This window comes from Peteryoungia ipomoeae (genome assembly GCF_004912165.1).
In the GTDB taxonomy this organism is placed as follows: domain Bacteria; phylum Pseudomonadota; class Alphaproteobacteria; order Rhizobiales; family Rhizobiaceae; genus Allorhizobium; species Allorhizobium ipomoeae.
The window spans coordinates 1,035,620-1,055,840 of record NZ_STGV01000001.1; the positions used below are offsets into that span (position 1 = coordinate 1,035,620).

Sequence of the window (20,221 nt, forward strand, 5' to 3'; positions counted from 1 at the left end):
AAGATCGCCCCATGCCCCGCGTCCCTCAGACTTTGGTCAAAAACACCGTGACGATCGGTTTCTTACCCCAGGCTTCGTTGGCCGCAGACCGAACAGCGCGGCGCACTGCTTCGCGGACTGTGTCCAGTTCCTTGCGCCGGCTTCGCGGAATGCTTTCGACAGCACCCAGTACGGCGTCATAAAGCGTGTCTTCCATCAACTCGCCCTCGTGATCCAGTTCCGGCAAGCCGAAAGCCTCCACGTCGGGATCACCGACAAAGTCGAAGCGGCTGTCCAGGATCACATTCACGGCGACATGGCCGACATAGGCGAGCTTCTTGCGGTCTGAGATACCCATCTCATCCAGCGACCCCACCAGGCGGCCGTCCTTGTAGACACGCCCGAACGGTGCTTCATCGATGACTTCTGCGGGACCGGGCGCCAAGCGCAGCACATCGCCGTTGCGCACCCGCGGCACCTGGCCGATACCGGCCTGAAGTGCGAGATCGCGCTGGGCCACCAGATGCGCGGCTTCGCCGTGAACAGGAACCAGGATCTGCGGCTTTGTCCACTCATACATCTTGAGCAGCTCGTTGCGGCGTGGATGTCCTGAGACATGCACCAGTGCGTCGCTATCCGTCACGATATGCACACCCTGCTCGATCAGGCCGTTCTTGATGTCAAGAATCGCCTTTTCGTTGCCGGGAATGGCACGCGAGGAGAAGACCACGGTATCACCGGCGGCCAGCGCCACATTGCGCATCTCATCACGCGAGAGCTTGGCGAGAGCCGCCCGCGGCTCACCCTGGCTGCCCGTCAGGATAACGACGACCTTGTCGCGCGGGATGTAGCCATATTCGTCTTCGGCGATGAAAGGCTTGATGCCCTGCATGATGCCGATGTCATCGGCCACTGCCGTCACGCGCTTCAGCGAACTGCCAAGCAGCAGCACTTCGCGACCTGCTGCCTCGGCTGCGAGCGCGATGGAGCGGATACGGCCGACGTTGGACGAAAAGGTCGTGATCGCCACCCTGCCCTCTGCCGCTTCGATGATCTTGCGCAGCCCCTCGGAGACTTCCTCCTCGGAGGGCGAAACACCATCGCGCACGGCATTGGTGCTGTCGCAGAGCAGAGCCAGCACACCTTCATCGCCAACGGCACGGAAGCGGGCTTCATCGGTCAGTGGGCCGAGCGAGGGGTTGTGGTCGATCTTCCAGTCGCCGGTATGTACGACATTGCCGAGCGGCGTGCGGATGACCAGCGACATCGGCTCGGGGATCGAGTGATTGACGCCGATGGCCTCGATCTCGAAGGGGCCGACATTGATCCGGTCGCCCTGCTTGAACGGCGTGATCGGAATTTGCGCACGCGAGCCTTCGTAGTCGCGCTTGGCCTCCAACATGCCGGCGGTGAAGCCGGAGGCATAGACCGGCACGTTGAGACCCGGCCAGAGGTCGTTCAGCGCACCGTAATGGTCCTCATGCGCATGGGTGATGATGATGCCCTTGAGGTTCTTCTTCTGCGCCTTGATGAAGCCGATATCGGGCAGAACGAGGTCGACACCCGGAAGATCGGGTCCAGCAAAGGTGACGCCGCAATCGACCATGATCCACTGACGGTTCGACGGAGGCCCGTAGCCGTAGAGTGCGAGGTTCATGCCGATTTCACCCACGCCGCCCAGCGGCAGGAAAACCAGTTCGTCGTTCTTGGCCATTCTTCTTATCCGTTCCAGTCTTACCCGAAAAACACGTCTCCGGCGGCTATCGCCTGAATTCCTTCGGCGCCGCGGTCGAGCAACAACAGTCCCTTATCATCGATTCCGGAAAAGATACCCGAAATCGAACGATCAGGAAGATTGACTGTGATTTTCTCGCCGAGCCCACAGGCCACCGCGCGCCAGCGATCGACAATCTCGGCAACCGCCCGGCCCTCGTCCCAAATCGCCAGATACTCGGCCATGGCGGCGAAGAGATGCGCAAAGAACTGCTGCGGCCCGATGTCCGCACCGTTCTCGGCAAGGCTCGTCACCGGATACTGCGACAGTTCGGGCCGATGCCGGATGTTGATGCCGATGCCGATGGCCAGCGCCAGCCGGTCGCCGACGCGTTCGGCCTCGAGCAGGATGCCCGACGTCTTGCGGCGCTCGATCATCACGTCGTTCGGCCACTTCACTTCCGCAGGCGGCGCGCCCGGTGGAAGCACCCGCGAGATGGCGGCATGGACGGCAAGCGAGACGACCAACGGCAAGGTCCCGATCGCCTGCTGGGGCGCGGGGTCGATCAGCAGGAGGGATGAATAAAGATTTCCTGGCTCGGAGACCCAGGGGCGACCGCGCCGACCCCGGCCGTCGGACTGGCGGTTCGCCGTGATCCACAACAAACCAGGATCGCCCGCGCGAGCGCGGGCGATGGCGATGGTGTTGGTCGACGAAACCTCATCGAGGGCCTCGTGCCGGAAATCGTCAATCGACATCCGGCGCGACATGGGGATCCCGCTCAATGAAACAGGGACTTCGCAGCAGCCTCGGCAGCCGTTCCGAGCGGGCCACCGACCAGCACGTAGCCCAGCACGAAGAGACCGGACAGGCCGAAGACCAGCCGCAGTTCGACAGCCGTCCGCACAAACTCGCCCTTGGCCTCGTCGAACCACATGACCTTGATCAGGCGCAGATAGTAGTAGGCGCCGATGACGGATGCGAGCACGCCGATGATGGCCAGTGCGTAGAGCTTCGCCTCGATGGCCGCGACGAAGACGAAGTACTTGGCGAAGAAGCCGGCCAGCGGCGGAATGCCGGCAAGCGAGAACATCAGCGCCGTCAGCACGATCGCCATGAACGGACGGGTGGTCGAGAGACCGGCGAGATCGTCGATGTTCTCGACATTGCCGCCTTCCTTGACGCGCATCGCCATGATGCAGGCGAAGGTGCCGAGCGTCATGATGAGATAGATCATCATGTAGAGCAGCACGCCCGATACGCCGGTCTCGCTGCCGGCGGCAAGACCGACCAGCGCATAGCCCATGTGGCCGATCGAGGAATAGGCCATCAGGCGCTTGATGTTGCGCTGACCGATTGCGGCAACCGAACCCAGAACCATGGAGGCGATCGAGATGAAGACGATGATCTGCTGCCATTCGGCAAAGATCGGCATGAAGGCTTCGATGACGATGCGGACCGTGATCGCCATGGCGCCGACCTTCGGGGCGGCGGCCAGGAATGCCGTGACCGGTGTCGGTGCGCCTTCGTAAACGTCGGGCGTCCACATGTGGAACGGCACGGCCGAGATCTTGAAGGCCAGACCGGCCAGCACGAAGACCAGACCGAAGATCAGCCCCAGCGACGGCTCGCCCTGCGACAGCACGGCTGCAATCTGCTCAAAGCCGACATTGCCGGTGAAGCCGTAGACCAGCGACATGCCATAGAGCAGCATGCCGGACGACAGGGCGCCGAGGACGAAGTACTTGAGGCCGGCTTCCGTGGAGCGCAGGCTGTCGCGGTTGATGGCGGCCACAACGTAGAGCGCCAGAGACTGCAGTTCGAGCGACATGTAGAGCGTGATCAGGTTGTTGGCCGAGATCATCAGCATGACGCCGAGCGTTGCAAGCACGAGCAGGACCGGGAACTCGAACTTGTCGAGATGGTCGAAGCGGGCATGGCCCACCGCCATGATCATCGCCGTGACCGAACCGATCAGGGCAAGGATCTTCATGAAGCGCGCATAGCCATCGGCTACATAGGCGCCGTTGAAGGCCTGGCCCTCGCCACCGGCGACGACCAGCCAGACGCCGGCGAAGATCAGGAGGGCCACGGCGAGACCGGTGACGACATTGGTCGACCGATTGCCGGAAAAGACGCCGATCATGAGCAGCACCATGGCGCCAACGGCCAGGATCAGTTCCGGCGTGACCAGATGCAGGCTTGTGATGAGAGTTTCAGCGGTCATGTCCAAAGGATCCTGTCGTCAGTTCGCTGTCAGCGCCAGAGACTGGGCTGCCTGCAAGGCTGCGGAGTAATTGTTGACCAGATGGTCGACGGAGGCGGCAGTCGCATCCAGGATCGGCGCCGGGTAGACACCGAAGAAGATGGTGAGGACGACCAGCGGATAGAGCACGAGCTTCTCGCGCGCCGAAAGATCGAGCATCGCCTTGAGGCTGTCCTTCTCGAGCGGACCGAAGACCACCCGGCGATAGAGCCAGAGCGCGTAGGCTGCCGAGAGAATGACGCCGGTGGCGGCAATCAGGGCAACCCAGGTATTGACGCGGAAGACGCCGATCAGGGTCAGGAATTCGCCGACGAAGCCCGAGGTGCCCGGCAGGCCGACATTCGCCATGGTGAAGACCATGAAGGCGACGGCGTATTTCGGCATGTTGTTGACCAGGCCGCCATACGCCGCGATTTCGCGGGTGTGCAGACGGTCATAGATCACGCCGACGCAGAGGAAGAGCGCGCCCGAAACGAAACCGTGGCTGATCATCTGGAAGATCGCACCCTGCACGCCCTGCTGGTTGGCCGCGAAGATACCCATGGTCACGTAGCCCATGTGGGCGACGGAGGAGTATGCGATCAGCTTCTTGATGTCTTCCTGCATCATCGCGACCAGCGAGGTGTAGACGATGGCGATCACCGAGAGGGCGAAGACCATCGGCGCGAAGAAATCCGACGCCAGTGGGAACATCGGCAGCGAGAAGCGCAGGAAGCCGTAGCCGCCAAGCTTCAAGAGGATACCCGCCAGGATGACCGAGCCTGCCGTCGGTGCCTGAACGTGCGCATCCGGAAGCCAGGTGTGGACCGGCCACATCGGCATTTTCACCGCAAAAGAGGCAAAGAAGGCAAGCCATAGCCAGGTTTGCATGTATGCAGGAAAATCATGCTCAAGGAGGGCTGCGATATCCGTCGTGCCGGCCTGCCAGTACATCGCCATGATAGCGAGCAGCATCAGAACCGAGCCGAGCAGCGTGTAGAGGAAAAATTTGTAGGATGCGTAGACGCGATCCTTACCGCCCCACACGCCGATGATGATGAACATCGGAATGAGGCCGGCTTCAAAGAACACGTAGAAGAGCACGATGTCGAGCGAGACGAAGACGCCGATCATCAATGTTTCCAAGATCAGGAATGCGATCATGTATTCCTTCAGGCGCTTCTCGACCGAGGTCCAGCTCGCAAGAATGCAGAAGGGCATGAGCAGTGTCGTCAGGATGACGAACAGCATGGAAATGCCGTCGACACCGAGGTGATAGGAGATGCCGGTCCCGAGCCAGGCATGCTTCTCCACCATCTGGAAGCCGGTATTCGAATTGTCGAAGTTGATCCAGATGAAGAGCGAGACGACGAAGGTGAAAACCGTCGTCAGCAGCGAGACGTTGAGGATGTTGCGACGGCCGAGCGAGGTGTCTCCACGGGTCAGAAGCAGCAGGGCCACGCCGACCAGGGGAAGGAAGGTGACCGTTGAAAGAATGGGCCAATCGGTCATCAGAGGGAGCTCCCGAGCATCATCCAGGTAACAAGGGCCGCAATGCCGATCAGCATCGCGAAGGCATAGTGGTAAAGGTAACCCGACTGCAGACGGACGACCTTGTCAGTCAGACCGCTCACTGCGGAGGCAACACCGTTCGGTCCGTAGCGGTCGATGACCGCAACGTCTGACTTCTTCCAGAGGAAGCGGCCGAGCGCCTTTGAAGAGCGGACGAAAAGGAAGTCGTAGAGTTCGTCGAAGTACCACTTGTTGAGCAGGAACTGGTAGAGCATCCACTGCTGTTCTGCCAGTTTCTTCGGCGCTGCCGGGTTCTTGATATACATGTACCAGGCGGTGACGAAGCCGAGGGCCATGGCGAAGAACGGGCTCCACTTTACCCAAAGCGGCACATGGTGGAATTCCTCGAGGATCTCGTTTTCCGGCAACGTGAAGAGAGCACCCTTCCAGAAATCGGCATAGTGATGGCCGAAGAAGTAGTCGTGGAACGCGACACCGGCAAAGATCGCGCCAATGCCGAGCAGAAGCAGCGGCAGCAGCATCACCATGGGAGATTCATGCACGTGATGCATCACATCGGCAGACGCGCGCGGCTTGCCGAAGAAGGTCATGAAGGCCAGGCGCCACGAATAGAAGCTCGTGAACAGGGCCGCGATGACCAGAAGCGTGAAGGCGAAGCCGCCGACGGCCGAGTGCGAGGCAAAGGCCGATTCGATGATCGCGTCCTTGGAGAAGAAGCCCGCAAAGCCGATGATCGTGCCGGGAATGCCGACGCCGGTCAGCGCAAGCGTGCCGATGGTCATGGCCCAGAAGGTGTAAGGGATGTGCTTGCGCAGACCACCCATGTAACGCATGTCCTGTTCGCCATCGACGGCATGGATGACGGAGCCCGCACCCAAGAACAGCAGAGCCTTAAAGAAGGCGTGCGTGAAAAGGTGGAAGACCGCTGCACCATAGGCTCCGACGCCGAGCGCGACGAACATGTAACCGAGCTGCGAGCAGGTCGAATAGGCGATGACGCGCTTGATGTCGTTCTGCACGAGGCCGACGGTCGCCGCGAAGAAGGCGGTGATCGCGCCGATGATGGTGACGAAGGTCAGGGCATCCGGCGAGAGTTCGAAGATCGGCGACATGCGGGCGACGAGGAAGACGCCGGCGGTGACCATGGTTGCCGCGTGAATGAGGGCCGAAACCGGGGTCGGGCCTTCCATCGCGTCCGGCAGCCAGGTGTGCAGCAGGAATTGCGCCGACTTGCCCATGGCACCCATGAACAGCAGCAGGCAGGCGCCGGTCAGTGCGTGGCTGCGGTCGAGCTGCATGCCGAAGAGGTTGAGCACGACCTCTGGCGAACCCGCACCTTCTGCCGGCAGATACGACTGCGCGGAGGCGAAGACGGTTTCGAGGTTGATCGAACCGAACATCACGAAAAGAGCGGAGATGCCGAGGATGAAGCCGAAGTCGCCGACGCGGTTTACGATGAAGGCTTTCATGGCGGCAGCCGACGCCGATGGCTTCTTGAACCAGAAACCGATCAGGAGATACGACGCAAGACCAACGCCTTCCCAGCCGAAGAACATCTGCAAGAGGTTGTCCGACGTGATGAGCATGAGCATCGCGAAGGTGAACAGCGACAGATAGGCGAAGAAGCGCGGCCGATGCGGATCGTGATGCATGTAGCCGATCGAGTAGAGGTGCACGAGGCACGACACCGAGTTGACCACGACGAACATGACGGCAGTCAGCGTGTCGACCCGGAATGCCCATTCGACGTCGATGCCGCCGGACTGGATCCAGCGCAGCACGGGCACCTTGATGACCTCATGCGCCTCGTGGCCCATGGCGACGTTGAAGAACACGATCCAGGAAAGGACCGCGACGATCATCATCAGACCGGTGGTGACGTATTCCGAAGCCTTGGCGCCGATCTGACGGCCGAACAGGCCGGCGATCAGAAAGCCGATCAGGGGGAGAAAGACGATAGCCTTGTAGATCATGACCCGATCAGCCCTTCATCATGTTGACGTCTTCGACGGCGATGGAGCCGCGATTACGGTAGAACACCACCAGGATCGCGAGACCGATGGCCGCTTCGGCGGCCGCGACCGTGAGGATAAACAGCGCGAAGACCTGGCCGACGAGATCGCCGAGGAAGGTCGAGAAGGCCACCATGTTGATGTTGACGGCCAGCAGGATCAGTTCGACCGACATCAGGATGACGATGACGTTCTTGCGGTTCAGGAAGATGCCGAAGACCCCGAGCGTGAAGAGGATGGCACTGACCGTGAGGTAGTGGGAAAGACCGATTTCCATATTTCTGTTCCTTGACCTCTTGCTCGGCTCAGACGCCCTGGCCCGGCTTGACCTTGACCACCTTGACGGCGGTCTCGGGCGTGCGGGCGACCTGGGCGGAGATATCCTGGCGCTTGATGTTTGTGCGGTGGCGCAGCGTCAGCACGATCGCACCGATCATGGCGACAAAGAGCACGAGACCCGCAATCTGGAAGAAGAAGACGTAGTCCGTGTAGAGGACATCGCCGAGTGCCTGCGTGTTCTGGCGTTCCGCCACAGCCGGGATCGGCTGGGTGATTGCCTGCTGTGCCTCAGGACTGATGACGCTGCCGCCGATGACGACGACGAGTTCGACGGCAACGATCAGGCCGATCAGAGCACCGATGGGCGCGTATTTCGCGGCCCCTGCTCTCAATTCGGTGAAGTCGATGTCGAGCATCATCACGACGAAGAGGAAGAGAACCGCAACCGCGCCGACATAGACGACCAGCAGGATCATCGCCAGGAATTCAGCTCCGGTGAGGAGCAGAAGGCCCGCTGCGTTGATGAAGGTCAGAATGAGGAACAGGACCGAATGGACCGGGTTCCGAGCCGATATCACCATGAAAGCCGAAGCCACCGCGACAAAGGCGAAGAGATAGAAAAAGAGAGCCTGAAGACCCATGTTGGTGCCTTTTCATCTTCCCCCGGACGAGGGCCCTGCCCCGCCGCCCGATAAGGCATGACCGGTATCCCCACCGACATGCCCGTTGCAATTTAAACATATGCCCCGGCGAAGCCTTGCACCTCGCTGGCGGCGTCGGCCCGGAAGGGCTCAGCGGTATGGCGCGTCCATCGCAATGTTGCGCGCGATTTCACGTTCCCAGCGGTCGCCGTTGTCGAGCAGGCGTGCCTTGTCGAAGTAGAGCTCTTCGCGCGTTTCGGTGGCGAACTCAAAGTTCGGACCCTCGACAATCGCGTCGACCGGGCAGGCTTCCTGACAGAAACCGCAATAGATGCACTTCACCATGTCGATGTCGTAACGCACCGTGCGGCGGGTGCCGTCATTGCGGCGCGGGCCGGCCTCGATGGTGATGGCCTGGGCGGGACAGATCGCCTCGCACAGCTTGCAGGCGATGCAACGCTCTTCGCCGTTCGGATAGCGGCGCAATGCGTGTTCGCCCCGGAAGCGCGGCGAAACCGGGCCCTTTTCGAACGGATAGTTGATGGTCGCCTTCTGCTTGAAAAAGTAGCGCATCGACAGGAAGAATGCGCCGACGAACTCTTTCAGGAAGAGCGAACTGATAGCCTGTGCAATCGCCATCTTATTCTCCAAATCAGCCAAGCATCCGGGCGGGCATCAAGCCCAGCCCATCAGCTTCAGCACGAATGCGGTAATGATGACCATGGCGAGCGAGATCGGAAGGAAGACCTTCCAGCCGAGACGCATCAACTGGTCGTAACGGTAGCGCGGGACGAAGGCCTTCACCATGGCGAACATGAAGAAGACAAGCGTGGCCTTCAGCACGAACCAGATGATGCCCGGGACCCAGTTGAGGATCGCGATATCAACCGGCGGCAGCCAGCCTCCGAGGAAAAGGATCGTCGTCAGCGAGCACATCAGGACGATGGCCGCATATTCGCCGAGCATGAACATCATGTATGGGGTCGAACCGTATTCGACCATGAAGCCGGCAACGAGTTCGGATTCGGCTTCCGGCAGATCGAAGGGCGGACGGTTGGTTTCTGCCAATGCCGAGATGAAGAAGATCACGAACATCGGAAACAGCGCCAGCCAGTGCCAGTCGAGGAAGGAAGCTGGCAGGCCCATCATCGTGCCGAGGCCGTTGTTCTGCGCGACCACGATGTCGGTCAGGTTCAACGAGCCAACGCAGAGAAGAACGGTGACGATAACGAAGCCCATCGAGACTTCATAGGACACCATCTGGGCTGCCGAACGGAGCGCACCGAGGAACGGGTACTTCGAGTTTGAAGCCCAGCCACCCATGATGATGCCGTAGACTTCGAGCGATGAGACCGCAAAGACGAAGAGAATGCCGACATTGATGTTGGCAATCACCCAGCCGGAATTCACCGGAATGACGGCCCAGGTGGCGAGCGCCAGCGTGACTGCAACGAGCGGAGCGAGAAGGAAGACGCCCTTGTTGGCGCCAGCCGGAATGACCGGCTCCTTGAAGACGAACTTCAGAAGGTCGGCGAAGGACTGGAACAGACCCCAGGGACCAACGACGTTCGGGCCGCGACGCAGCTGAACCGCTGCCCAGATCTTGCGGTCTGCGAGCAGGATGTAAGCGATGAACACGAGTAGGCAGACCAGCAGCAGAAGCGACTGCCCGATCATGATGGCCGCCGGCCACACATAGGTGGAAACGAAATTATCCATAGTCCCCTGCCCTTACTCTGCCGCAGCCTTGAAATTGTTGCGGGCCAATGACGAGCACTCGGCCATGACGGCCGAAGCACGTGCGATCGGGTTCGTCAAATAGAAGTCTTTGACCGGCGACGCAAACAGAGACTTGCCGATCTTACCCGGTTTTTTCGCCAGCGCAGCAATATCGGCGGCAACGCCCGGTGCAATCTGGTCAAGCGCGGCGAAGTGCGGCTGGCTCGCATAGAGCGTTGCGCGCAGCTGCGACAGCGAATCGAAGGGCAGCTTGTTGCCGAGCACGTCGGAGAGTGCGCGCAGGATCGCCCAGTCTTCGCGGGCTTCGCCCGGCGCAAAGCCGGCCCGGTTGCCCATCTGGACGCGGCCTTCGGTGTTCACCCAGGTGCCGGACTTCTCGGTATAGGTCGCGCCTGGCAGGATGATATCGGCATGATGCGCGCCGTTATCGCCATGGCTGCCGATATAGACGACGCATTTTGCCGTCTTGGTCGAGAAATCGAGTTCATCGGCGCCGAGCAGGAAGACGACGTCGAGCGACGACAGCATGTCGCGGGCTGCAACGCCATTTGCACCCGGCACGAAGCCCAGATCGAGGCCGCCGACGCGCGAGGCTGCGGTGTGCAGCACGCAGAAGCCGTTCCATGCCTCGCTAACGGCGCCAACGTCGAGAGCGAGCTTGGCGGCATTGGCGAGCACCGCCTTGCCGTCCGGACCGGAGATCGCGCCCTGGCCGACGATAATAAGCGGGTTCTTGGCGGCCTTCAGCGTTTCGGCAAAGTTGTTCTTGCCGGAAACGAGGTCGGCCAGCGTCTCGGCGCCTGCGCCGAGATAGTCGTAAGGGTAGCGCAGCTCGCCGCCTTCGCCGATCACGCCGATTGGCATGCCGCCATGGCGCCAGCGCTTGCGAATGCGGGCGTTGAGCACGGCGGCCTCAAAGCGCGGGTTGGCACCGACGATCAGGATTGCATCAGCAGATTCAATGCCTTCGATGCCGGCGTTGAAGAGATAGGTCGAGCGACCAAGGTCAGAGTGCAGCGCCGTGCCATCCTGGCGACAGTCGGTGTTTTCCGATCCAAGGCCGTTCAGAAGCGCCTTCAGCGCGAACATTTCTTCGACCGATGCGAGGTCGCCTGCGACGGCACCAATCTTGTCGGCGGACGTCGAGGCAACGGCTGCCTTGATCGCGGCGAAGGCTTCCGCCCAGCTCGCTGCCTGCAGTCGGCCATCCTTCTTGACGTAAGGGCGGTCGAGACGCTGGGTCTTCAGGCCATCCCAGATGAAGCGCGTCTTGTCGGAGATCCACTCTTCGTTGATCTCTTCATTGATGCGCGGCATGATGCGCATGACTTCGCGACCGCGGGTATCGACGCGGATTGCCGAACCCAGCGCATCCATCACATCGATCGATTCGGTCTTGTTCAGCTCCCACGGACGGGCGGTGAAGGCGAAGGGCTTGGAGGTCAGTGCGCCGACCGGGCAGAGGTCGACGACATTGCCCTGCAGCTCCGACGTCATCGCCTGCTCAAGATAGGTGGTGATCTCGGCATCCTCGCCGCGGCCGATCAGGCCAAGTTCGGCAATGCCGGCGACTTCGGTGGTGAAGCGGACGCAACGCGTGCAGTGAATGCAGCGGTTCATCACGGTCTTGACCAGCGGTCCGATGTACTTGTCTTCGACAGCGCGCTTGTTTTCGGTGTAGCGCGAGCTATCGATGCCGAAGGCCATGGCCTGGTCCTGCAGGTCGCATTCGCCGCCCTGGTCGCAGATCGGGCAATCGAGCGGATGGTTGATCAGCAGGAATTCCATCACGCCTTCGCGGGCCTTTTTGACCATCGGCGTGTTGGTGAAGACTTCCGGAAGTTCGCCATTCGGGCCGCCGCGGATATCGCGCACGCCCATGGCGCAGGAGGCAGCCGGCTTCGGCGGGCCGCCCTTCACCTCGACGAGGCACATGCGGCAATTGCCGGCAACCGACAGCCGTTCATGGAAACAAAAGCGCGGAACCTCGGCGCCGGCTTCCTCGCACGCCTGCAAGAGAGTGAAATGATCCGGGACTTCGATCTCTTTACCGTCGACCTTCAGCTTTGCCATATTCGCCTTCCTGCCTCACGCTTCCGCGTCTGAACCCGAAGCCTTTCGCTCCGGTTGGTCGATTGCCACCCTAAAAGAAACGCAATCGACCTGTTGTATCCCTTGGTCAGAGCCACAGGCATCAGCCCGAAGCCTAGTCCGAATTCCTGTTTGCCGATCGCAACTAGCGCGGCTTTCTGCCCGGCTTGACGAGTCGGGCTGCCTGGCCTTTCCAGTCGTCCCGAAGCGAGCGTCCGTCAAGACCCAATTCCGTATCGAGTGCCGCAAGCGCGGCATCGTCCAAGTCCATCAGGTCGACAAAGCGGGAGATCCCCCTGCCCCGCAGCACCTGTTCGAGCTTCGGGCCGATGCCTTCGATCTTTTTCAAATCGTCAGCCTGGCCACTTCCCTTTTTCATCCTGGACGCGACAGCCCGTTTGGCAGTCGCCTCCTTCTTCGTCGCAACCGGCTCGGCCACCGGCCTGGTCACAGACCGCTTTGGAGCCGCCTTCGGCTGCGCTGCAGGCGCCTTGACCTTCGCCTTGGACTTAGCGGGTCCAGTCTGCTCTGACCTCGCCGGCGTCTCGGTAGGCGCAGCCTGCGGTTTCGGCTCAGAAACCGGCTTTGCCGCCTCTTCTGCGGAGCCGCGCACTGCCGCATTGGCTTTGCGCTCCTCTTCCAGCTGGCGTGCCAGTTGCCCGGTCACTTCCATCGCGCCCTGCAGAGACCCAAGCCAGAAGCGGCTCATCTGCGTCGCCACGGAAAGTCCGAAGGCCGTTGCGGCGGCCATGACGGCCGCCGGATCGTTCAGGAGGTTATCGAGATCTTCGGAAGCGCTGGTTTCATCAGTCGGCTTGCCCGACTTTCCGTCACCGCTCTTGTCCGAAGAGCCTGTCATCGCCTCGTCTCCTTATTCGGCCGCTTCCATGACGACACCATGCGCCATCGCGTTGCGGGTGTATTGATCGATGCGCGCTTCAATCTCAGGACGGAAGTTGCGGATCAGGCCCTGGATCGGCCAGGCCGCCGCATCACCGAGCGCACAGATGGTGTGACCTTCAACCTGCTTGGTCACCTGGAACAGCATGTCGATCTCGCGCTTCTGCGCGTTGCCCTTCACCATGCGTTCCATGACGCGCATCATCCAGCCGGTGCCTTCGCGGCACGGCGTGCACTGGCCGCAGCTCTCATGCTTGAAGAAGGCCGAGATGCGCCAGATCGCCTTGATGATGTCGGTGGACTTGTCCATGACGATCATGCCGCCGGTGCCGAAGGAAGACTTCACTTCGCGCAGACCGTCGAAATCAAGCACGACATCCATCATATCCTCGGCCTTGACGACCGGGCAGGACGCGCCGCCAGGAATGACCGCGAGCAGATTGTCCCAGCCGCCGCGGATGCCACCGGCATGCTTTTCGATCATTTCGCGGAAGGTGATGCCCATGCTTTCCTCAACCGTGCAGGGACGGTTGACGTGGCCGGAGATCATGAACAGCTTCGTGCCGACATTGTTCGGGCGCCCGAAGGACGAGAACCAGCCGGCGCCACGGCGCAGGATGGTCGGGGTCACCGCGATCGACTCGACGTTGTTGACCGTGGTCGGGCAGCCATAGAGACCCATGTTCGCCGGGAACGGCGGCTTCAGGCGCGGCTGGCCCTTCTTGCCTTCGAGGCTTTCGAGCAGCGCGGTTTCTTCGCCGCAGATATAGGCGCCGGCGCCGTGGTGGACATAAATGTCGATGTCGTAGCCGAGCTTGTTGTTCTTGCCGAGGAGGCCAGCATCGTAGCACTCGTCGATCGCTGCCTGCAGCGCCTCACGCTCGCGCATGAACTCGCCGCGGACATAGATGTAGGCCGCATGCGCGCCCATGGCGAAGGAGGCGATGACGCAGCCTTCGATCAGCGTATGCGGATCATGGCGCAGGATGTCGCGGTCCTTGCAGGTGCCGGGCTCGGATTCGTCGGCATTGACGACGAGGTAATGCGGACGGCCGTCCGATTCCTTCGGCATGAAGGACCACTTCAGACCCGTGGGGAAGCCCGCGCCGCCACGGCCGCGCAGACCGGAGTTCTTCACCTCGTTGATGATCCAGTCCCGGCCTTTTTCAAGGATTTGCTTGGTGCCATCCCAGTGGCCACGCGCCATGGCGCCCTTCAGGGACTTGTCCTTGAGGCCATAGATGTTGGTAAAGATGCGATCCTGATCCTTCAACATGTCTCTTTACCTCTCAGCGCGGCTTCTTGCCGAAGACTTTGATGTACTCGGCTTCGCCACCCTTGGCGAGCACCTTGGCCTGCTTGGCCCAGTCGTCGCGCTCGATGCGACCGGAGAACTTGAGATAGGTGTCGACCCACTCGCGTTCCGCCTTCTTCCATTTGGCGATCTGCTCGAACGTGTAGATGCCGAGACCATTCAGCGTTGCCTCGATCTTGGGACCGACGCCGGAAATCATCTTCAGGTCATCAGGCGTTTCGGGCCGATCGATGCCGACTGGTCGGTTCTTTTCCGGCGAAGGGGCAGCCGCTGCCGCCTTTTCCACCGGACGCGCGGTGTCGGCGTTTTCGCCTTCGACCTTGACGTTCTCAGCCGCAGCCTTCTTCGCCGTTGCCGGCGTCTTCAGCTTCGGATCGGTTTCCGGAGCGCTCGTATCCGGCTTGGCGGCATTTGCCGGCGGAACAGAGGCAGCAGCGGCGGGTGCCGATTCCGGATTGTCCGAGAAACGGATCGGCTGGATCGGATCGGTGAGCGCCGTCGGGCCGCCGACCGGGGCCGAATGGATGCGATCGACCTGCGGGCCCGGCTTGATGTCGTCGCCCTTGCCGGCCGCAAAGCGGTCGATGATGTGCTCAAGCTGCGTCGGCGTCAGGTCTTCGTAGGCATCCTTGAAGATCATCACCATCGGCGCGTTGACGCAGGCGCCCTGACACTCGACCTCTTCCCACGACAGCGTGCCTTCGGCATTGCGCTCGAAGGGCTCCGGGTGGATCTTGGACTTGCAGACGTGGATCAGGTCTTCCGCTCCGCGCAGCATGCAAGGGGTCGTGCCGCACACCTGGATATGCGCGCGCGTGCCGATCGGCTTCAGCTGGAACTGCGTGTAGAAGGTCGCGACCTCAAGCACGCGGATATACGGCATGTCGAGCATTTCTGCGACATGCTCGATCGCGGCCTTGGTCACCCAGCCATCCTGCTCCTGCGCCCGCATCAATAGCGGAATGACGGCCGACTGCTGGCGGCCCGCCGGATATTTGCGGATGGTGGCCTCAGCCCAGGCGATGTTTTCCGCATTGAAGGAAAAAGCTGCGGGCTGGAATTGCTCTTCGGCTAGTCGACGAACGGACATACTTCCTCACGCCTTGTCAGTTTATGGCACCGCACCGCGTCGTCGTCACGTTGACGAACTCGCAGGCGTAGGCCGATTGGTCTTTCTGCAGGAACACGAACATCTTCGAGCCGGTCCAGGTCGAACTCTTGATCTCGTATCCATCCTGGATGAGCTTGGCCATCGAAGCCGACGATCTCGACGTCAACGCAGTCCGATCCTGCGCCACCGCCTGGGTGGCTGCAAGACAGAGCATCATTGCGGCGAGAGCCTTCAGCATCAGCGGTCAACCTCTCCGAACACGATGTCGAGCGATCCGAGAACCGCCGAGACGTCGGCAAGCTGGTGGCCACGGCACAGGAAGTCCATGGCCTGGAGATGGGCATAACCCGGCGCGCGGATCTTGCAGCGATACGGCTTGTTGGTGCCGTCGGAGACGAGGAACACGCCGAACTCTCCCTTGGGCGCTTCAACGGCGGCATACACCTCGCCGGCTGGAACGTGATAGCCTTCGGTGTAAAGCTTGAAGTGGTGGATCAGGCCTTCCATCGAGCGCTTCATCTCGCCACGCTTCGGCGGGACGACCTTGCCGTCGAGCGACGAGACCGGGCCGGTCTTCGCATCGCCGAGCAGACGATTGACGCACTGCTTCATGATCTTCACCGATTCGCGCATTTCGAACATGCGGATCAGATAACGATCGTAGCAGTCGCCGTTCTTGCCGACCATGATGTCGAAATCCATGTCGGCATAGCACTCGTAGGGCTGCGACTTGCGCAGGTCCCAGGCCGCACCCGAACCACGGACCATGACGCCGGAGAAACCCCAGGCCCAGCAGTCGTCGAGGCTAACCACGCCGATGTCGACGTTGCGCTGCTTGAAGATACGATTGCCGGTCAGCAGGTCGTCGATGTCGTCAAGCTTTTCCGGGAACTGGTCGCACCACTTGCCGATATCCTCGACGAGCTGATGCGGCAGATCCTGGTGGACGCCGCCGGGACGGAAGTAGGCCGAGTGCATGCGCGCGCCCGAGGCACGCTCATAAAAGACCATCAGCTTCTCGCGCTCCTCGAAGCCCCAGAGCGGCGGCGTCAGTGCGCCGACGTCCATGGCCTGCGTCGTGACGTTCAGGAGGTGCGACAGGATACGGCCGATTTCCGAATAGAGCACGCGGATCAGCTGGCCGCGGATCGGGATCTCGAGACCGAGCAGCTTCTCGACCGCGAGCGAATAGGCATGTTCCTGGTTCATCGGCGCGACATAGTCGAGGCGATCGAAATAGGGCAGCGCCTGCAGATAGGTCTTGGTCTCGATCAGCTTTTCGGTGCCGCGGTGCAGAAGGCCGATATGCGGATCGACGCGCTCGACGATTTCGCCGTCGAGCTCGAGAACGAGGCGAAGAACGCCGTGCGCCGCCGGATGCTGCGGGCCGAAGTTGATATTGAAGTTGCGAACATTATGCTCGGTCATGGTCCCTGCCCTTCCGCTCACTTGGCCGCTTTTTCATCGCCGGGCAGCACGTAATCAGTGCCTTCCCAAGGCGAGAGGAAGTCGAAATTGCGGAATTCCTGCTTCAGTTCGACCGGCTCGTACACAACGCGCTTGGCCTGGTCGTCATAGCGCACTTCGACAAAGCCTGTCGTGGGGAAGTCCTTGCGCAGCGGGTGACCTTCAAAACCGTAGTCGGTCAGGATGCGGCGCAGATCCGGGTGATCGGTGAACAGGATGCCGTACATGTCCCAGGCTTCGCGCTCGAACCAGTCGGCACCCGGAAAGACCGGGCAGGCAGATGGCACCGGCTTGAATTCGCCCGTCGATACCTTGATGCGGATACGCAGATTCTGACGCGGCGACAGCAAGTGATAGACGACGTCGAACCGGTCTTCTCGGGTCGGATAGTCGACGCCGCAGATATCGATCAGGTTGACGAAACCGCACTGCACGTCATCACGCAGGAAGGTCAGAAGCGGAATGATGTTTTCCGACTTCGCCGTCAGCGTCAGCTCGCCATAGGCGATCTCGCTTGCCGCGATCAGCGCGCCGCGCGTTTCCGTCAGATAGGAGGCAAGCTCGTTCAGGGCTTCACTCATTTGTCTCGTCCCTTCCCTTACCGCTCGATCGTGCCGGTGCGCCGGATCTTCTTCTGCAGGAGCATCACGCCATAGAGCAATGCTTCTGCCGTGGGGGGACAGCCCGGCACGTAGATATCGACCGGCACGACGCGGTCACAACCACGCACGACGGAATAGGAATAATGATAGTAACCGCCGCCATTGGCGCAGGAACCCATCGAAATGACGTAACGCGGCTCCGGCATCTGGTCATAGACCTTGCGAAGCGCAGGCGCCATTTTGTTGGTCAGTGTGCCGGCAACGATCATGACGTCGGACTGACGCGGGCTGGCGCGCGGCGCAAAACCGAAACGCTCGGCGTCGTAACGCGGCATGGAAAGCTGCATCATCTCGACCGCACAGCAGGCAAGACCGAAGGTCATCCACATCAGCGAGCCGGTACGGGCCCAGTTGATCAGCTCATCCGTCGAAGTGACGAGAAAACCCTTGTCGGCGAGCTCATTGTTGATCTCGCCGAAGAACTTGTCGTCGCTGCCGATGGGCTTGCCGGTATTCGGATCAATGATGCCCTTGGCCTGAGGTGCCACCAGCGTGGCGTCGGATTGGATCACTCCCATTCGAGCGCCCCCTTCTTCCATTCATAAATAAAGCCGACGGTGAGCACACCGAGGAACACCATCATGGACCAGAAACCGAACCAGCCGATCTCGGAGAAGGAGACCGCCCACGGGAACAGGAAGGCCACTTCGAGGTCGAAAATGATGAAGAGGATCGACACCAGATAAAAGCGGATGTCGAACTTCATGCGCGCATCGTCAAAGGCATTGAATCCGCACTCGTAAGCCGAAAGCTTCTCCGAATCGGGAGCTTTGTAGGCCACGGCAAAAGGCGCCACGAGAAGCGCGATGCCGATCACGAGGGAAATACCGATGAAGATGGCGATCGGAAGGTAGGAACTGAGCAGATCAGTCATCATATCACCCTGCTTGTCTCACATGCCGAATGGCATATAGGGCGGAGCCGACAAGCCGAAAGAGAGTTGCAACGAGCCGTGGTTAGCGCAGCCAGTGAGCCAGTGCAAGACCAAGTAAAACCTTTTCACCCGATACCGAGTTTACCTTACCACGAGGTAAAATGCCTGTCGTTAGGAAAGCTTGGGCGCGATGTCTTCAGAAGGATCGCAAAGGGTGGAGGTTAGAGAGAATGGCGCGAGTGACGGGGCTCGAACCCGCGACCTCCGGCGTGACAGGCCGGCACTCTAACCGACTGAGCTACACCCGCGCATTTTCGTGAACCAGGTTCACATTTGCCGCCTTTAAGCGACTTGCCTTGATTTTCAGTGGAATGGCGCGAGTGACGGGGCTCGAACCCGCGACCTCCGGCGTGACAGGCCGGCACTCTAACCAACTGAGCTACACCCGCGCATTTCCATTTGAGGGGTCAGGGCGACCCCGCCGACCGGGCTTGCCCGTTCGATGAGCGGGTCTCTACGGGGTTCGTTTCGAGGTGTCAAGCAGCATCTGAGACAAAACCGTGACCATGAGATTTTTTCCCACAGGCCCGATTTCCCATCCCTCGCCTCCCCTGCCTTCGCGACACCACGCCGCAGGGCCTTACGCTCGGCGCGATCAGAAGTTTTCCACACCGCGAAAAACGCGCATGACAAAAAAACGAAAAAATCTGCACAAACGCTCTTGCGGAATTTCCGCGATCCGCATAGATCACAGCCACCGACGCGGCGGACATGATCCGGCAAGCGTACGGGCGATTAGCTCAGTTGGTAGAGCGCTTCGTTTACACCGAAGATGTCGGGAGTTCGAGTCTCTCATCGCCCACCATTCCTTTCCTTCTGGCGTTAGATTTTCTTGCTTTTGACATGCACGGCTTGTCCTGCCTGCTTGATGTCGAACGCGCCCGTCTTTTTCACGAGACCACTTAGCTTGCTGGAACCATAGGCGCGAGGATCGAACTTTGGTTGGGCTTGCGACAGCTGCGTTCCGAGTTCCGCAAGCGAAACCCAACCACCATCGCTCTTCATGCAAGACAGCATCTTCTCCAGAACCGGAATTGCGTCGGTCGCAGCAGGTGGTGGCGCGACGGTCTTAACTGGTGGCGAACACGCCCTCGGTTTCGACGTTGCAGCCGCTTCGCGGACAAGGCTCTCGGTAAAAATAAATTTCCGGCAGGCCTGACGGAAGGCTTCGGATGATTTTTCTCTGCCGAAGCCGAACACATCCACTCCCTGTTCGCGGAGTCGCGTCGCGAGTCGGGCAAAGTCGCCGTCAGAGCTCACAAGACAGAAGCCGTCGAAGCGACCGCTCCAGAGCAAATCCATGGCGTCTATGACCAGAGCGATATCTGTGGAATTTTTACCCACCGTATAGGCAAACTGCTGGTGTGGAGCGATCGCGTGGCGCATCAGTATCTCGCTCCAACCCTTGGTGTGCGGGCTGGAAAAGTCGCCGTAAATCCGTCTGACGCTGGCCTCGCCCAGTCGAGCCACTTCTTCGAACAAGCCATCCATGATCTTGCTTGACGTATTGTCTGCATCAATCAGCACAGCAAGCCGTGGAGGACGATGATTGACTGCCATGTCGCCTGCCTAATCTTCGAGGGTTGCATACCGGCCCA

19 protein-coding genes and 3 tRNA genes are annotated in these 20,221 nt (G+C 60.6%); 1 reads left to right on the forward strand and 21 read right to left on the reverse strand.

The genetic code is table 11. From position 1 onward, the window contains the following. Positions 1–25 precede the first annotated feature (25 nt). From FAA97_RS05040 to FAA97_RS05135, 20 genes are all read right to left on the reverse strand, one after another. Positions 26–1,693 carry a ribonuclease J gene (locus FAA97_RS05040; RefSeq protein WP_136597394.1) on the reverse strand — a complete coding sequence of 556 codons (1,668 nt, stop codon included), beginning with the start codon at positions 1,691–1,693 and terminating at the stop codon, positions 26–28. Between the two features lie 20 nt (positions 1,694–1,713). Next, positions 1,714–2,463: a biotin--[acetyl-CoA-carboxylase] ligase gene (locus FAA97_RS05045; protein ID WP_246041338.1), complete on the reverse strand. Its 750-nt coding sequence runs from the start codon at positions 2,461–2,463 to the stop codon at positions 1,714–1,716. A gap of 11 nt (positions 2,464–2,474) precedes the next feature. Continuing rightward, on the reverse strand, positions 2,475–3,920 hold the full coding sequence (nuoN, locus tag FAA97_RS05050; RefSeq protein WP_136597395.1) for an NADH-quinone oxidoreductase subunit NuoN: 1,446 nt from the start codon (positions 3,918–3,920) through the stop codon (positions 2,475–2,477). An 18-nt stretch (positions 3,921–3,938) separates the two neighbouring features. Continuing rightward, entirely contained in the window at positions 3,939–5,450 is a 1,512-nt protein-coding gene (locus FAA97_RS05055; RefSeq protein WP_136597396.1) for an NADH-quinone oxidoreductase subunit M, read from the reverse strand. Then, positions 5,450–7,444 carry an NADH-quinone oxidoreductase subunit L gene (gene nuoL / locus FAA97_RS05060; protein WP_136597397.1) on the reverse strand — a complete coding sequence of 665 codons (1,995 nt, stop codon included), beginning with the start codon at positions 7,442–7,444 and terminating at the stop codon, positions 5,450–5,452. Before nuoL ends, FAA97_RS05055 begins: the two co-directional genes overlap by 1 nt. Before the next feature lie 7 nt (positions 7,445–7,451). Then, entirely contained in the window at positions 7,452–7,760 is a 309-nt protein-coding gene (gene nuoK, locus FAA97_RS05065) for an NADH-quinone oxidoreductase subunit NuoK (RefSeq protein ID WP_006727580.1), read from the reverse strand. Between the two features lie 28 nt (positions 7,761–7,788). Continuing rightward, a complete protein-coding gene (locus FAA97_RS05070) occupies positions 7,789–8,403 on the reverse strand; it encodes an NADH-quinone oxidoreductase subunit J (RefSeq protein WP_136597398.1) in 615 nt (204 codons plus the stop codon). Positions 8,404–8,553: 150 nt separating this feature from the next. Next, positions 8,554–9,042: an NADH-quinone oxidoreductase subunit NuoI gene (gene nuoI, locus FAA97_RS05075; protein WP_136597399.1), complete on the reverse strand. Its 489-nt coding sequence runs from the start codon at positions 9,040–9,042 to the stop codon at positions 8,554–8,556. Positions 9,043–9,078: 36 nt separating this feature from the next. Beyond that, on the reverse strand, positions 9,079–10,122 hold the full coding sequence (nuoH, locus tag FAA97_RS05080; RefSeq protein ID WP_136597400.1) for an NADH-quinone oxidoreductase subunit NuoH: 1,044 nt from the start codon (positions 10,120–10,122) through the stop codon (positions 9,079–9,081). 12 nt (positions 10,123–10,134) lie between these two features. After that, positions 10,135–12,216, reverse strand: coding sequence for an NADH-quinone oxidoreductase subunit NuoG (nuoG, locus tag FAA97_RS05085; RefSeq protein WP_136597401.1), 2,082 nt, complete (start codon positions 12,214–12,216; stop codon positions 10,135–10,137). Between the two features lie 163 nt (positions 12,217–12,379). Next, positions 12,380–13,093 (reverse strand): NADH-quinone oxidoreductase subunit E, encoded by a 714-nt coding sequence (locus FAA97_RS05090; protein ID WP_136597402.1) that lies wholly within the window; start codon positions 13,091–13,093, stop codon positions 12,380–12,382. Positions 13,094–13,105: 12 nt separating this feature from the next. Then, positions 13,106–14,410, reverse strand: coding sequence for an NADH-quinone oxidoreductase subunit NuoF (gene nuoF, locus FAA97_RS05095; protein ID WP_136597403.1), 1,305 nt, complete (start codon positions 14,408–14,410; stop codon positions 13,106–13,108). Positions 14,411–14,423: 13 nt separating this feature from the next. Beyond that, positions 14,424–15,539, reverse strand: a complete 1,116-nt coding sequence (locus FAA97_RS05100; protein ID WP_136597404.1) for an NADH-quinone oxidoreductase subunit E — start codon at positions 15,537–15,539, stop codon at positions 14,424–14,426. Between the two features lie 16 nt (positions 15,540–15,555). After that, complete coding sequence (locus FAA97_RS05105) at positions 15,556–15,798, reverse strand: hypothetical protein (protein ID WP_136597405.1); 243 nt, start codon at positions 15,796–15,798, stop codon at positions 15,556–15,558. Beyond that, a complete protein-coding gene (locus FAA97_RS05110; RefSeq protein ID WP_136597406.1) occupies positions 15,798–16,988 on the reverse strand; it encodes an NADH-quinone oxidoreductase subunit D in 1,191 nt (396 codons plus the stop codon). Before FAA97_RS05110 ends, FAA97_RS05105 begins: the two co-directional genes overlap by 1 nt. A 17-nt stretch (positions 16,989–17,005) precedes the next feature. After that, on the reverse strand, positions 17,006–17,608 hold the full coding sequence (locus FAA97_RS05115) for an NADH-quinone oxidoreductase subunit C (protein WP_136597407.1): 603 nt from the start codon (positions 17,606–17,608) through the stop codon (positions 17,006–17,008). Positions 17,609–17,625: 17 nt separating this feature from the next. Further along, on the reverse strand, positions 17,626–18,207 hold the full coding sequence (locus FAA97_RS05120; protein WP_136597408.1) for a NuoB/complex I 20 kDa subunit family protein: 582 nt from the start codon (positions 18,205–18,207) through the stop codon (positions 17,626–17,628). Beyond that, complete coding sequence (locus FAA97_RS05125; protein ID WP_136597409.1) at positions 18,198–18,563, reverse strand: NADH-quinone oxidoreductase subunit A; 366 nt, start codon at positions 18,561–18,563, stop codon at positions 18,198–18,200. Before FAA97_RS05125 ends, FAA97_RS05120 begins: the two co-directional genes overlap by 10 nt. A gap of 231 nt (positions 18,564–18,794) precedes the next feature. Next, positions 18,795–18,871: transfer RNA gene (locus FAA97_RS05130), tRNA-Asp, on the reverse strand. Positions 18,872–18,935: 64 nt separating this feature from the next. Continuing rightward, positions 18,936–19,012 (reverse strand) — tRNA-Asp (locus FAA97_RS05135). Between the two features lie 340 nt (positions 19,013–19,352). On the opposite strand from FAA97_RS05135, the gene FAA97_RS05140 reads away from it, so the two are divergent. Next, positions 19,353–19,428 (forward strand) — tRNA-Val (locus FAA97_RS05140). Between the two features lie 17 nt (positions 19,429–19,445). Here FAA97_RS05140 and FAA97_RS05145 read toward each other — a convergent pair. Beyond that, positions 19,446–20,183, reverse strand: a complete 738-nt coding sequence (locus FAA97_RS05145) for an NYN domain-containing protein (protein WP_136597410.1) — start codon at positions 20,181–20,183, stop codon at positions 19,446–19,448. Between the last annotated feature and the right edge of the window lie 38 nt (positions 20,184–20,221).